Annotated in this window: 11 protein-coding genes and 1 pseudogene; 3 read left to right on the top strand and 9 right to left on the bottom strand. The window is 68.6% G+C overall.

Annotated features, from left to right (window positions below; all coding sequences use genetic code 11):
* The 9 genes and pseudogenes from PKD06_RS15600 to PKD06_RS15560 form a co-directional block, all read right to left on the bottom strand.
* Nucleotides 1-136, bottom strand: a 136-nt coding sequence (locus tag PKD06_RS15600) for a transposase (protein WP_324381663.1), incomplete at its 3' end; no start/stop codon positions are given.
* A 67-nt stretch (nucleotides 137-203) separates the two neighbouring features.
* On the bottom strand, nucleotides 204-1,454 hold the full coding sequence (locus PKD06_RS15595; protein ID WP_324381659.1) for an adenylate/guanylate cyclase domain-containing protein: 1,251 nt from the start codon (nucleotides 1,452-1,454) through the stop codon (nucleotides 204-206).
* Nucleotides 1,451-1,849 carry a response regulator gene (locus tag PKD06_RS15590; RefSeq protein ID WP_324381657.1) on the bottom strand — a complete coding sequence of 133 codons (399 nt, stop codon included), beginning with the start codon at nucleotides 1,847-1,849 and terminating at the stop codon, nucleotides 1,451-1,453. The genes PKD06_RS15595 and PKD06_RS15590 overlap by 4 nt, the downstream gene beginning before the upstream one ends.
* On the bottom strand, nucleotides 1,846-4,413 hold the full coding sequence (locus PKD06_RS15585; protein ID WP_324381655.1) for an ATP-binding protein: 2,568 nt from the start codon (nucleotides 4,411-4,413) through the stop codon (nucleotides 1,846-1,848). Before PKD06_RS15585 ends, PKD06_RS15590 begins: the two co-directional genes overlap by 4 nt.
* Nucleotides 4,410-5,381: an ABC transporter substrate-binding protein gene (locus tag PKD06_RS15580; protein WP_324381653.1), complete on the bottom strand. Its 972-nt coding sequence runs from the start codon at nucleotides 5,379-5,381 to the stop codon at nucleotides 4,410-4,412. The genes PKD06_RS15585 and PKD06_RS15580 overlap by 4 nt, the downstream gene beginning before the upstream one ends.
* Nucleotides 5,378-6,355, bottom strand: coding sequence for an ABC transporter substrate-binding protein (locus PKD06_RS15575; RefSeq protein WP_324381651.1), 978 nt, complete (start codon nucleotides 6,353-6,355; stop codon nucleotides 5,378-5,380). The genes PKD06_RS15580 and PKD06_RS15575 overlap by 4 nt, the downstream gene beginning before the upstream one ends.
* Nucleotides 6,352-6,987 carry a hypothetical protein gene (locus tag PKD06_RS15570; RefSeq protein ID WP_324381661.1) on the bottom strand — a complete coding sequence of 212 codons (636 nt, stop codon included), beginning with the start codon at nucleotides 6,985-6,987 and terminating at the stop codon, nucleotides 6,352-6,354. Before PKD06_RS15570 ends, PKD06_RS15575 begins: the two co-directional genes overlap by 4 nt.
* Before the next feature lie 34 nt (nucleotides 6,988-7,021).
* Nucleotides 7,022-7,144, bottom strand: a pseudogene (locus PKD06_RS15565) (IS3 family transposase); the annotation flags it as partial.
* Between the two features lie 17 nt (nucleotides 7,145-7,161).
* Nucleotides 7,162-8,142 carry a UbiA family prenyltransferase gene (locus PKD06_RS15560; RefSeq protein ID WP_324381649.1) on the bottom strand — a complete coding sequence of 327 codons (981 nt, stop codon included), beginning with the start codon at nucleotides 8,140-8,142 and terminating at the stop codon, nucleotides 7,162-7,164.
* Between the two features lie 248 nt (nucleotides 8,143-8,390).
* On the opposite strand from PKD06_RS15560, the gene PKD06_RS15555 reads away from it, so the two are divergent.
* From PKD06_RS15555 to PKD06_RS15545, 3 genes are read left to right on the top strand one after another with little or no spacing between them, the layout of a single operon-like run.
* On the top strand, nucleotides 8,391-9,140 hold the full coding sequence (locus tag PKD06_RS15555) for a glycosyltransferase (protein WP_324381647.1): 750 nt from the start codon (nucleotides 8,391-8,393) through the stop codon (nucleotides 9,138-9,140).
* Between the two features lie 10 nt (nucleotides 9,141-9,150).
* The gene (locus PKD06_RS15550; RefSeq protein ID WP_324381645.1) at nucleotides 9,151-11,268 is read left to right on the top strand and encodes a DUF2298 domain-containing protein; all 2,118 of its coding nucleotides are present in this window, start codon (nucleotides 9,151-9,153) and stop codon (nucleotides 11,266-11,268) included.
* Between the two features lie 33 nt (nucleotides 11,269-11,301).
* On the top strand, nucleotides 11,302-13,122 hold the full coding sequence (locus PKD06_RS15545) for a hypothetical protein (RefSeq protein ID WP_324381642.1): 1,821 nt from the start codon (nucleotides 11,302-11,304) through the stop codon (nucleotides 13,120-13,122).
* The last annotated feature ends 401 nt before the right edge of the window (nucleotides 13,123-13,523 follow it).

Below are 13,523 nucleotides of genomic sequence, written 5' to 3'. Positions count from 1 at the left end.
TCCGAAGGCGCCAGTAGATGCCGTTCAGCACCTTGCGATCCTCTGAACGAGGCTTGCCCCGAGGCCGGTTCGGAAGCAGAGGCTGGATGATCGACCATTCGAAGTCGGTCAACTCGTAGCGGCGAGGTGTGCTCATCAAGGCTCCTTCCAGAACCTTGAATCATCATCTCCCGCTCGCCGCTACGCCGTTATGAGTTCGTCACCTAGGGCAGTTCGATCCGGGTTCCGGAGCTGCCGTTCAGGAGACGTTTGAGGTGAAAGCTGGCGAGGCGATCGTCGGACCTTAGCCCGACGATCGAGGCGAAGGCCGCGATGGCGCCCGCATCGCCGCGCTCGAGCTTGGCGAAGGCGTCCAGATAGGCCGCAGTGGCAGGATCGGCGAAGTCGTGCCCGGTCAGGGGTTCGAACGCCCGCAGCGGTTCCGCCTTGCCCCGCAGAACGAGGTCGCCGACGGGGCGGCCTCGAAAGTCCTCGGCATGGCTGGCCACGTTTGCGCTGACGCAGATCCGGGTGCCGAGCGCCTTGTTCGCCGTTTCGAGACGCGCGGCGGTGTTGATGGTGTCGCCGTAGGCCGTGTAGTCGAAGAAGCGGCCGCCGCCGAAATTCCCGACAATGGCCGGGCCGGCATGGACGCCGATGCGGGTCGCTCCCAGCCTGACGCCGCGCTCCTGCCAGCGTCGACGAAACGCCTCGGAGACCGCGTCCAGATCGAGCGCGCAGGCGACGGCGCGCGTCGCATGGTCCGGCTGGTCCCGCGGCGCGCCGAACAGGACATGGATCGCGTCTCCCACGATCTTGGCGACCGTCCCTTCGTGCCGGAACACGCTCCCCGTCATCTCGCCGAGATAGCCGTTGAGCAGCTCGGCCAGGAGATTCGGATCGAGGCTCTCGACGAGGGTCGTGAACCCCGCGATATCGGTGAACAGCGAGGCCACCTCGCGACGCTGACCGCCCAGCGAGAGCGAAGAGGCGTCGCTGGCCAATTGCTCGGCGAGGTTCGGCGAGAAATAGCGCGACAGGCTCTCGTGCGCCCGCTCGGCGCGCGCCTGGCGCTGCCGCGCCTCCCGAAGCATCTCGATATGCTTGACGGTCTTGCCGATCGTCGCCTCGAGGTCCGCGAAGTCGATCGGCTTCGTCAGGAAGTCGAAGGCGCCCCGGTTCATCGCCGTGCGGATGTTGACCATGTCGCCATAGGCCGAGACGACGACCGTCGAGAGCTTTTCGTCGGCTTCCTGGAGCTTGCCGAGCAGCGTCAGCCCGTCCATGCGCGGCATGTTGATGTCGGACACGACCATGTCGACGTCGCGGTTCTCGGCGAGGAGCGCCAGCGCGTCGACGCCGTCATGCGCGAACAGAAAGCTGACCACGCCGTCCCGGATCTGGCGCCGGAACTTCTGCACGACGAGCGTTTCGAGGTCCGGCTCGTCGTCGACGACCAGGATCTTGGTCGTCATGCGACCCGATCGACTTCGGCGAGGCGGGTCTGGACATCCTGGCGCAGCGCCGCGAAGTCGATCGGCTTCGTCAGGAGTCCGGACGCGCCGCCCTCCAGCGCCTTCCGGCGCGTCTCGGCGTCGCCATAGGCCGTGATCATGATCACCGGCAGGTCCGGACGCATCGTCTTGATCCGGGACAGGAGCTCGAAGCCCGTCATGCCCGGCATGTTGATGTCGGACAGGACCAGGATGAGGCTCGTGTCTTCGGGCAGGTCCATGCGCTCCAGCGCCTCGGGCCCGGAATGGGCGAACTCCATCCTGAAGCGCCCGGACCGGAGCTCGCGCCGGAACTGCTGCCGGAACAGGTCGGCGACGTCCGACTCGTCGTCGACCACGAGGATGAGAACGCTCATGGGCCGCTCTTCCCTGACGTGACCGCGCCGCCGCGCGGCAGGACGATCGTGAACTCCGTGAAGGCGCCGGGCTCCGTCTCGACTTCGATCGCGCCGCCATGCTGCTTTACGACGATGTCGTGGCTGAGCGAAAGACCAAGGCCCGTTCCCTCGCCGGCGGGCTTGGTCGTGAAGAACGGATTGAACATCTTCGCCTTCACCTCGTCCGTAATGCCGGCGCCGTTGTCCCGGATCCGGATCTCGACCTTGTCGCCGAGGCTGCGGGTCGAGGCCGAGAGGGTCGGCTCGAAGGAGCCGTTCGTCGCGGCCTTCCTGGCCGCGGCATAGAAGCCGTTGCCGATCAGGTTGAGGAGGACCCGCGTGATCTCCTGCGGGTAGAGGTCGGCCTCGCCGGCCGACGGGTCGAGCGTCTTGACCAGCGTGACGTTGAAGCCCGGCTTCTCGGCGCGCGCGCCATGGTAGGCGAGGTTCATGCTCTCCTCGACGAGGGCGTTGACGTCGACGAGGCGATGCTCCCCCGATCCCTCGCGCGAATGCAGGAGCATGTTCTTGACGATGGAATCGGCGCGCCTGCCGTGACTCACGACCTTCTCCAGGTTGCCCTTCAGCATCCCGGTCAATTCGTCGACCTCCTCGCGCGTCTTCTCGTCGAGCGGGGCCGAGGCCAGCGCTTCCTTCAACTCGTCGACGAGGTCCGCCGAGACCGATGCGAAGTTGTTCACGAAGTTGAGCGGGTTCTTGATCTCGTGCGCGATGCCGGCCGTGAGCTGGCCGAGGGAGGCGAGCTTTTCGGATTGCACGAGACGACCCTGGGCCGTGCGGAGATCGTCGAGCGACTGCGCGAGTTCCGTGGTCCGGGCCTGCACCTCCTCGAACAGCCGGGCGTTCTCGATCGCGATCACGGCCTGGTCGGCGAAGGTCCGGATAAGTTCGATCTGCCGCTCGCCGTAGGGCCGCACGATGCGTCGGCCGAGGGCGAAGGCGCCGATCGGGATGCCTTCCCGCAGCAGCGGCACCCCGATCAGGGTTCGGAAGCCGGCGGCGTCCTCGGCCTCCTTCCACGCGTAAGCCGGATCGGTGGTGACGTCGTGGATATGCACCACCTTTCCCGTCTTCAGGGCCCGCCCGGTGACCGTGCTGTCGTCGATGGCGACCGGGATGCGCGCGGCCTCGGCGGCGAATTCGGCTGGAAAGCCGTGCATCACGGCGCGATAGAACACGTCGCCTTTCCGCCGGGTGATGGAGCCGATGTCGGATTCGGAGAGCTTGGCGGCCGAGTCGACCAGCGTCTCGAGCACGACCTCGAGGTCGAAGGTCGAGCGGCTGATCGCCTGCAGCACCTCGGCGGTCGCCGTCTGCTGCTTGAGGGCCTCGCCGAGTTCCCGCGTGCGCTCCTCGACCTTCGCCTCGAGCGTCTCGTAGCTCTCCTGGATCCGGCCGGCCATGCTGTTGAACCGGTCGGCCAGGGTCTCGATCTCGTCGCCGGTCCGGACGGCGATGCGCTCCGAAAGATCGCCGCTGCCGAGCCGCTCCGCGCCTTCCTGCAGGCGGCGGATGGGCACCACCATGCGGCGCGCGAGCACGCTTCCGACGAGGGTCGCAAGCAGGAGCCCGAATCCGAGGAGCATCAGGGTCCGGTTCAGCGCCCGGTAGACCCGCGCCATCGCCTCCGAGTGGGGCGATTGCACGAAGACGAGCCAGCCGACGCGTCCGATCGGCGCGGACGCGGTGAGGACCGGCTGTCCCGACAGGTCGACCGTGACCTCGTACCTGGCAGGACCGGTCGGCGCGCCCTTGCCCTCGGCCGACAGCGCGCGCGCCACCTGCGGAACGCCCGAGAGGTCGATGTTCCGAAGCACTAGGCTGAGGTCGGGATGGGCGATGAGCCGGCCCGCCGAGGTGACCACGAAGGCATAGCCCTTCTCGCCGACCTTGATGGCCGTGATCACCTCCCAGATGAGCTTCAGGTTGACCTCGGCGGTCGTCACGCCGGGATTGCGGCCGGCATGCGCCACAGCCACGGTCATGTAAGGTTCCGAGCCGCGCCGGAAATAGACCGGACCGAACCAGACCTTGTCGGCGAGGGCCCTGGCGAAGCGCGGCTCGGCGGAGAAATCCCTGCCCGAGCCGACCGTATCGGGCTCGAGCCGCGAGACCTTGAGCTGCTCCCGTCCGGAGGGATCGAGATAGGAGACCTCCGTCACGGCCGGGGCCTGCCGGAGCAGGCGGATGAAGTCGTAGCGCTGCTGCTCCGGCGGCACGCGCCGCCATTCGGCATGCGTCGTCCAGCCGATCTGGTTCACGACGTCCGAAATGAAGCCGTCGACGCGTTCGGCCGCCGCCCCCGCCTTCTCCTGCTGCACCCGGATCGCCGCCCGCTTGGCCGCCTCGTAGCTGAGCCAGAGGTTCACGACGCCGTTGACGAGGAGCACGAGCGTCACGAGCCCCACCAGGGCGATGCCGAGCTTGACGGAGAGGGGAATGCGAAGCCGGGCGCGAGGGGCCGCCGTCGCTGCCGCCGGCTCCGGCCTCGCGGCATCCGGCGAGGCGACGGCGCCGCTCATTCGATCACCTCGTCGGCGCGGGCGAGGAGCGCGGGCGGGATCGCGAGATCGAGGGCCGCCGCCGTCCCGAGATTGATCGCGAAGGTGAACATCGTCGGCTGCTCGATCGGGAGATCGGCCGCCGCGACGCCCCGGAGCAGGCGCGCGAGCTTCGCGGCCGCGTTCCGGTAGAGCATTTCGCGGTCGGGTCCATAGCCGAGCAGGCAGCCGTCGCGCGCCATGGCGGCCCATTCGCAGACGGTCGGCAGCCCTGCGAGGCGCGCGAGCCCGATGAGCTCGGCCCTGCTCTCGAAGAGCCGCGCATGAGCGGCGATCAGCAGGGCCTGCGCGCCCCACTCGCGCATGGCGGAAAAGGCGGAGCGGAATTCGTCCGGCTCGCGAACCCGGAACATCGACAGCTCGAGACCCAGCGCGCGCGCGGCTCTGCCGAGCTCCTCGCCCTGCCGCTGACGGACGGGGTCGCTGTCCCCGTACAGGAGAGCCGCCACGCGGCGCGCGGCCGGAACGGCCTCGTGCAGCAGCGCCAGGCGCTTCGGCTCGAGCTGGGACGTCAGGATGACGACGGCGGTCAGGTTGGACCCCGGACGCGCGAGGGTTCCGGCGAAGCCCTCGAGGATCGCGTCCTCTCCGCCGAGCATCATGATCGGCACCGTGCTCGTGCGCTCGCGCGCCGCCCGCGCGGCGGCGCCCGCGATGGCCAGGATCGCGTCCGGCTTGCCGTCCACGGCTTCGAGGGCCAGCCTCGAAAGCTCCGCATCCGGGCCGGCCCGGAAGTCGAGAGCGAGGTTGGAGCCTTCGGAGAAGCCGAGCCTCGCCAATTCGGGAAGGACGATCTCGCGGATGATCTCGATCGACCGGGCCGACGGCGAGAGGACGGCGAGCCGGTACGTCCTGCCGACGAGCCGGGCCGAGGCCGGCCTCGCCGACAAGGCGCTCGCGGCCAGCAGCAGGACCTCCCGCCGTCTCATTCGATCACCTCGTCGGCGCGGGCGAGGAGAGCGGGCGGGACGTCGACGCCGATCGCCCGCGCGGTCCGAAGATTGAAGACGAGCTCGAAGACGGTAGGCTGCTCGATCGGCAGGTCGGCCGGCCTGGCGCCCTCGAGGATGCGGGCCACGAGGGCGGCGAGGCGGCGGTAGGAGTCGATGAGGCGGGGTCCGTAGGTGCAGACCGCGCCGCTCCGGGCGAAGAGCGCCCAGCCCGAGGTCAGCGGAATGCGCTTTTCCGTTGCGAACCCGATGATGCGGTCGCGGTTCTGGACCGCAAACCCGTCCGCGAACAAGGACAGCGCCTGGGGCGGATCGCGCGCGATCGCGTCGAAGGCGGCGGCAAGCTCGGAATCGCTTCGCGTCGAGTGGTACCGGATGCTGAGGCCGAAGCGTTGGCCGTACTCGCGCGAGACATCGTGCTCGAGCTGCTCGCCCGGATGCTCCGGATTGCCCAGGAGGGCGACGCGGCGAAGGTCCGGCACGAGCTCGCGCAGGAGCTCGAGCCGCTTGGCATTGAGCTCGGCCGCCATGAACGTCACGCCGGTCATGTTGCCGCGCGGCCGCGCGAGGCTGTCGGCGAGCCCGGACAGGACAGGATCGGCGCTCGTGACGTAGACGATCGGCACCGGCACGTTCAGCTTCGCGACGACCGGCACCGCCGCGCCCTGGACGATCAGCACGTCCGCGCCGGCGCGAACCAGCTCGGCTGCGAGACCCGGGACACGCGCGGGGACGTCGTCGCCGTATCGATAGTCCAGCCGGAGATTGCGCCCCTCCTCATAGCCGAGACCGGCCAGCGCTCCGCGAACGGCCGCGATGTAGGGCCCGAGGCTCGCCTCCCTCTGGGCAGTCAACCAGCCCACCCGCGCGACGGATCCGCTCCTCTGCGCGCGCGCGGCCGTCGCCAGGGCACCGAACGCCAGGGACGAGAAGAGGAAAAGGCGCCGTCTCATTCGATCACCTCGTCGGCGCCGGCCGGCAGGGTGGCCAAGCTCGCGATCCCCGGCATCCTCGCCGATTGACGACCAGCTTGGGCTTGTCCGACGGCCTCGCCGGCAAATCCGGGCCCTTCTCGCCCTTGAAGAGGCGCCCGGCCTGAATTCCGGCCCGGCGATAGCTGTCCAGCGGTCGGACGCCATGCTTCATCAGCGCGCCGCCACCCCGTCTCACGCCGGCGGCAACGGGCCGTGTTGCGCTCCGCAAGCGCGTCCATGGCAGCTTTCCAAGGAGAAGATCCAAATCTTGCACGACCGGCATTCGTGCAAAAACGCGGCAGCCATGCCGAAAAAGCTGAAAGGATGCTCGCATAGCGCGGCTTCTTCCCTTCGATTTCCACGGCAGACGGTGGAATAGCTGTCCTGCCGGACAAGGCCAAAGTATAACATCGACGAATCTCGAATGCGACTCCCGTGAGCGACCCGCCGACTTTCGTCGTCGGCGCCGGCTCGCCCGCATCGCGCTGTTCAACCTGGAACCGGCGAAGATCGTCCGCGCTCGCCGTATCCGGCGAGCGGCCCGGGAAGGTGGCGAACCGCCCGATGTCGCGGATGTGGTTGCTCTGCGTCTCTCGCGATGAACGGCGCATGGTCACGTCGTCGATCGGCCGCTGGCGCAACGGGTTCCGGAGATCGCACGGGCGTGAAGGCCAGATGCAGGCCGAGGGCGGTGGCGGTTCGAGCAGTATCGCGCGCGACGTAGGCCGAGCCGTTGTCGGAGAGCCATTCGACCGGGTGCGGGGTTCGCGGATTGCCCTCGGCTTCTACAAAAACGATCTGAGCCCCGCCTCTGCGCCGACGACCTGCATCGATGCCAGGAAGCTCAAGACGAGCGCCGCGCCCGCGAGAAGGAGAACGGGGTCGCGCCAACTGATCACGATCGGGTCGGAGGCGAGGCGGCCGACCCAGGCGAGCCACCACATGCGACCGAGAAATGTCAGCAACGCAAGCGGGGTGACCCATAGCCATTGTGGCGTCAGATGGTAGGCGGGATCGTAGGCCGCGCTTGCGACATAGGTGAACATCACGAGGGTTGCGACCCCACCTGCCGTCAGCCCGACCGTGCGCACGGCCGGAAGGTCGCGGACGTCGTAGCCCCGGCCCGCCATCCGGACAGCTTGATCCGGGAGAACGAGTTCGCCCGCCCGCTTCGCGAGCGCGAGAGACGAGAAAGCGGACAGCGCGAGCGCCATCAGCCAGGGGCTCGGCGGCAGGCCGGCGGCATAGGTGCCCGCCAGCAGCCGCAGTGCGAACAGGAGAGCCAGTAGCCCCGCATCGAGAAATTTCAGCCGTTTGAGCGCGCTCACATAGGCATAGCTCGAAGCCAGGTAGAGGAGGACGATCAAGCCGACCCAAGCGCCGGTCCAGGCCGCGAGGAGCAAGGCGGCGGAGCTGCAAAGGAGCGCCGCGAGGAGAGCGGCGCGGACGCCGATCCGGCCACTGGCGATCAGGCGCTCGCGCTTGACCGGATGCAGCCGGTCGGCCTCGCGGTCGAGAACGTCGTTGACGAGGTAGACGGCCGACGCGGCGAGCGACAATGCCACGACTGCGAGAGCGCTTCCAAGCCAGGCAGCTCCGTCATTCACCCGGGCCGCCATGACGATGGGCGCGAAGGCGATCAGGTTCTTGGACCAATGCGGCCATCGCAACGCGGAAAGCCAGGCAGTTCCTTCGGACATGCCGAGCCAACCCGGCGATCTGATCGCGGCCGGTCCCTTGTTCATCGCACGAGGCTCGGCGGTCACGCGACGCCTCCCCCAGGCGGCGCGACGTCGTCGACGACATGTTCGGGCCATTCGGACATCGGCGCGGGTCGCTGTATTCGGGTTGTTCGGGCAGGCGGTCTCAGCGTCTCGGCGCCACGGTAGCCGCGATGCGGATGGCTGGCAAAGAAGGCGCTGCGGCGTGCGGCCGTATCGCCCCCGAGCTTGCACCGGCTAGACGAAACTCGCAGGATGGCGCCCGTCATTGCTGACCAGGAAGGGCCGGCAGAATGTCACTCGAGTTGAGCATCGTGATGGCCGCCTACAACGAGGAGGTCTCGATCGTCGGCGCCGTCGAGGATGCGGTTGCGAGCGTGGCCCCGCTCGTCGCCGACTTCGAGATCATCGTCGTCAACGACGGGTCGCGCGATCGCACGGGCGAGTTGCTGGCCGATCTCGCGCGACGCGAGCCCCGTCTGAGGATCATCGACCAGAAGAACGCCGGACATGGGCCTGCCCTGATCGCCGGCCTGTCGGCCGCCCAGGGCGTCACGCTGCTGATCCTGGACAGCGACCGGCAAATCAGCCTCGAGGATTTCGCGGAGCATTGGCGGATGTACGGCCGTCACGACGCCGTGATCGGAATCAGGGCCGATCGGCATGACGGCTGGTTTCGGGGGGTGACATCCCTGATGATGCGGTGCCTTGCGCTCGCGCTGTTCCGGGGATCGGTGCCGAAGGACCCGAACATCCCGTTCAAGATCCTGCCGCGCCAAGCCTGGGTGATGGCCGCGGGCGCGATCGGCCCCGACAACCCGATCCCGTCGGCGCTTCTTGCGATCCACATGCGCCTCTCCGGTCTCGATATCGGTCAGCGGGCCGTCGTGCACCGGCCGCGGCGGGGGTCCATGTCGAGCTTCCGGGGGGTGCGGCTGATGCAGTTCTGCCTGATCGCGTTCCGGAGCATGGTCAGGTTCAGGCTCTGCCGCCCGATCCAGGATCTGATGGCGACTCGGGAACGTCAAGTCCTGCCGCGGTGAATGCGGCGGGATGATCTCCGCCGCCAGCCTGCTCGCGATGGCGCAATGGTATTGCGCCATCGCGGCGGTCGCATGGCTGGCTTTTCCGCTGGCCTTGATCGTCGTCCCCCATCGGCCCGGGCTCGCCTGGGGCCTCGGCCGTTGCGTGTCGTTGCCGGCATGCGCCTATCTGGCATGGCTCGCCGCCAGCATCGGCCTCGCCGGTTTCGGCGTCGCCGCCCTCGCGGGAGCGCTGGCGGTCCTGGCGGTCTCGTCGGGCCTCGTCTGCCTCCTGTCGCGCGACATGCGTCGGAGCTTGCCTCGCTGGCCGGGTGCCGTCTGGCGGGTCGAGGCGATCTACGTCCTGATATTCGCCGTCGTTGCGGCGATCCGAGCCTGTCGGCCGGACCTGTTCGGCCTTGAGAAGTTCATGAACTTCGCCTTCATGAACGCCGCCTACTACACGGCGAGCTTCCCTCCGGTCGATCCGTGGTTCGCGGGCAAGCCTCTCAACTACTACTATTTCGGACATGCCGTCGCGGCCGCCGGCACCCATCTCGCCGGGGTCAAGCCGGAACTCGGCTACAACCTGATGTTCGCGCATGTCTTCGCGGCGGGGGGCGCCGGGATCTTCGCCCTGGTCCAGCGCCTCCTCCAGACGCGGCCGGGCGAGGCGGCCCTTGCGCAGGTGGCGGCGACGCTGGCCGCGCTCGTGACGATCCTCGGCGGCAACATGCACCCGGTCATCTTCGGGGTCGTTCGGCCGTATCTCGAAGTCATGGGATGGATCGGCGCGCCGCGGTCGCCCTATTTCTTTCCCGAATCGTCCCGGTTCGTCGGCTTCAACCCGCCGACGACCGACAAGACGATCATCGAGTTCCCGGCCTACAGCGTCGTCGTCGGCGACCTGCACGCCCACGTCCTCAACATGCCCGTCGCGGTCGCACTCATCACCCTGTGCGTGCAGACGGCCGCGTCCCGGCCGTGGGGATGGCCTTGGCGCGGCAGGCCCGCGAGCCGGAGACGGCGCGTCCAGCGCCTGAGCCTCGGAGCGTTGCTGGCGCTGCTGATCGCAATCAGCGGCATGAGCAATGCCTGGGACGTGCCGATCTATCTCGGTCTCCTCGGCCTCGCTCTCCTGTGGCGGCCGGGCGCCTTCCGGGAGATGCCCGGAGCGGCGATCGCAGGCGCGGCGGTCGATGTCGTCCTGGTCGCGCTTGCCGCTCTCTTCGCCGCCTGGCCGTTCTGGCATCATTTCGAGCCGTTCTCGCAAGGATTGCAGCTCGTCACGCACGGCACCCCGCTCTGGCAACTTGCCGTCCTCTACGGCAATTACATCCTGCTCGCCGCCTGCGCGGCGGCCGTGCTGCTCCGGCCGCCGGCGGCCGGCTGGAACCGCCGCATCGTCGCGCTCGCGGGACTCCTGGTCGTCGCGGCCATCTGCGTGCTCGCCGTGCCGGAAACCGTCGGGATCAAGGATATCTACGGCCCGGATTTCCAGCGCGGCAACACGATGTTCAAGACATCGTATCAGGCCTACCTGCTCCTTCCGCCGGCTGCCGTCACGCTGGGGGCCGCGGCGATGCGCAGGCTCTCGACGGTCGCCGCCAGGATGGCTTTCGGGATCGGGTTCGGCGCGCTCGCGCTGTCGCCGCTCGTCTTCCTCTGGTTCCCCTACGACCAGAACCTCCGGCCGGCCCCGGGGCACTTCATGAGCCTCAACGGCATCATATTCCTGCCGGGGAAGTCGGCGGGCGACTACGCGATCCGCGAATACCTGATCCGGCATCGCCCCGGACCGGGGCAGACGATCCTGGAGGCTTCCGGCGACAGCTACACCTACGCGGCCCGGATCTCGGCCACGACCGGCATCCCGACGCTTCTCGGCTGGCACGTCCACGAATGGCTCTGGCGCAAGGAGCCGCGCTTCTGGCAGGAGCGGGCCGAGCTCGTCTCGAAATTCTACACGCGAGCGTCGAGGGAGGAGCGCCTCGAGGTGATCCGCCGATTCAATATCCGCTACGTCGTCATCGGTGATTTCGAGCGCGAGCGCTATCCCGGCCTCGACGAAGCGGGCCTCGCAGGGCTGGGCCGCGTCGTCCTCGAAGCCGGCGGAACCAGGCTGATCGAGATCGGAGACCCTTCGTGACCACGGCGCATCATCTTGCCGTCGTGCTGCACCGTGGCGGCTGACCCGACCGGCCTGGCCGGGGCGGCGCGGCGAGCATCCTCCTCGCACCGGCTCGCCCAGCGCGCGAACGCCCTGGCGGCGTGCGTCCTTGCGGCGATCTTCGCGATCGGCGCCTTCGCCCGCTTCGCCGGGACGGCGTGGGACGGCTATGCCGGCCTGCATCCCGACGAGCGCCACATGATCTTCACTATGTCGCGCTCGCTGGAGGCTCTGCAAGCCCAGGGAGGAGCGCTTGCCGGGCTGGCTCGCTGGCTGAGGCCCGACGGCCCTCTCAGCCCTCGGGTCGAGGGCAGCCTGTACGTGTACGGAGACCTGCCCCATCTTCTCGGCACCCTGGCCGCATGGATCGTCGGCCCCGGCGACTGGAACGCGCGCATGGAAACCGGGCGCGTCGTATCGGCGGCGTTCGATTCGGGCACGATCATCGTCGTATTCGTGACGGCGCTGGCGGCGGGCGGCGGCCGTGTCGCGGCGCTTTGCGGAGCCTTGCTGTTCGCGGCGGCCCCGCTGGCGATCCAGAACGCGAATTTCTACGTCGTCGAGGCGTCGGCGACATTCTTCGGCGCGCTGGCTTTATGGGCGGCGGCCTCGCTCGCCCGGGGCGGCCGGCCTCGCCAGGCCGCCGGCCTGGGGCTGGCGCTCGCCGCCGCCGTCAGTTGCAAGATCACCTTGCTGCTGATGGCCTGCGCCGTGCCGGCGGCGCTCGCCGTTCGCTGGAGCCTTTCGGACCGAGGGGACCGGCTGCGCGAAGGACTCGTCTCCCTGGCAATCGTCGCGGCGACGGCGGCGGCAGGAACGATGGTCCTCAATCCGTCGGCTTTCGCAGGGCCATTCGTGCCATGGCCGAACGCCCTGTTCCTGCGTCAGATGCGGGAATTGGCCGATCTGACATGGAATCCCGCCGGCGTGCCCTTCGGCTGGCAATGGACGCTGCCCGGCATCCACCTGCGGGCCTTCGCCGATCTCGGGCTCTGGGCCATCGGCCCGGCGACGAGCGGGCTCGCGGCCTTCGGCGCGGCGACCATCCTCGTCCGCTGTCGGCGGGACGTCTTCGTCCGGCCCGCAATCCCGGCCCTGGTGGTGGTGCTGGCCATGGGGGCGGCTCTCGCCTGGTCCCCGCAGCCGATCCTTCGCTATGCGCTTCCCGCGCTCCCGGCCCTCGCCGTTCTCGGCGGGTTCGGCGCCGCGGCCCTCTACGCGAGCCGGATGGGCTCGGCCTTGGCGACCATTCTCCTCGTGCTCGCCATCGGGTGGGGGGAAGCCGTCTATCGCTCGCATACCGGCTTGCATCCGCGGATCGCGGCTTCGCACTGGATCTGGAGGAACCTCGCGCCGGGCTCGACCATCGTCAACGAGACGCCCTGGGACGAGGAGGTGCCGAGTTCCGTTCGCCTCGTCGATCCCCATGCCGGATTTCGCTATGCCGGACCCGGCGAGCGCTTCACGATGCTGTCCCTCCACGTGACGGATGCCGACGGACCGGCGAAGCTCGACCGCATGGTGGACCTCCTCGGCCGCGCCGATCTCCTCGCTGTCAGCAGCGACCGGCAATGGCGTCCGATGATGGCGATGAGGGAACGCTTCCCCATGACCGGACGGTACTATGACGCCCTTTTCAGCGGCAGGCTCTGCTTCGAGCCCGTCGCTCGCTTCGTCGAGCCGTTCAGGGTCTTCGGACTTTCCCTGGATGACGGGGACAGCCAGGAATATTGGCGCGTCTACGACCGCCCGCCTGTCGTTCTCTTCGCGCGCACATCCTGCTTCTCGGCGGACCTTGCGCGCCGCATTCTCGAGCCCGGCGGCCCGTCGTGAGCGGCCTGACGGGCAGGCCAGCGCCGGGACGCTCGACGATGCCGGCACATGGCGTCATCAGGGAGGGGCCGCGCCGAGCCTTCGGCCGGAAGGTCACAGCCGGCCTTATTGTCCCGCTCAATGCCGATAACCTGCCTGATTTCTCCGTGCTGCACTGCGACGCAAGCTTGACGGTCGAGCACCCATACCGCACTATTTCCGTGGCGTCGGATGCCTTCTTTGCACTTGGAACGTTTCCGTGAACCGAGTCGGGCATTTCGCCTTGATCTCCCTGTCGGCCCTTTTCTGGCTCGTGGCGACGGCCGCGCAGGCCCAGCCGACTGCTACGCCGACCGCACCCCCGACCCCCACGCCGCTGATTCCTACCGCGACGCCGACCGCCACCCCGACGCCCACGCCGC

The sequence above is a fragment of the Enterovirga sp. genome, assembly GCF_035325185.1.
In the GTDB taxonomy this organism is placed as follows: domain Bacteria; phylum Pseudomonadota; class Alphaproteobacteria; order Rhizobiales; family Beijerinckiaceae; genus Enterovirga.
Note: the sequence above shows the minus strand (reverse complement) of the source record. Positions and strands in the feature narration are given on the sequence as shown.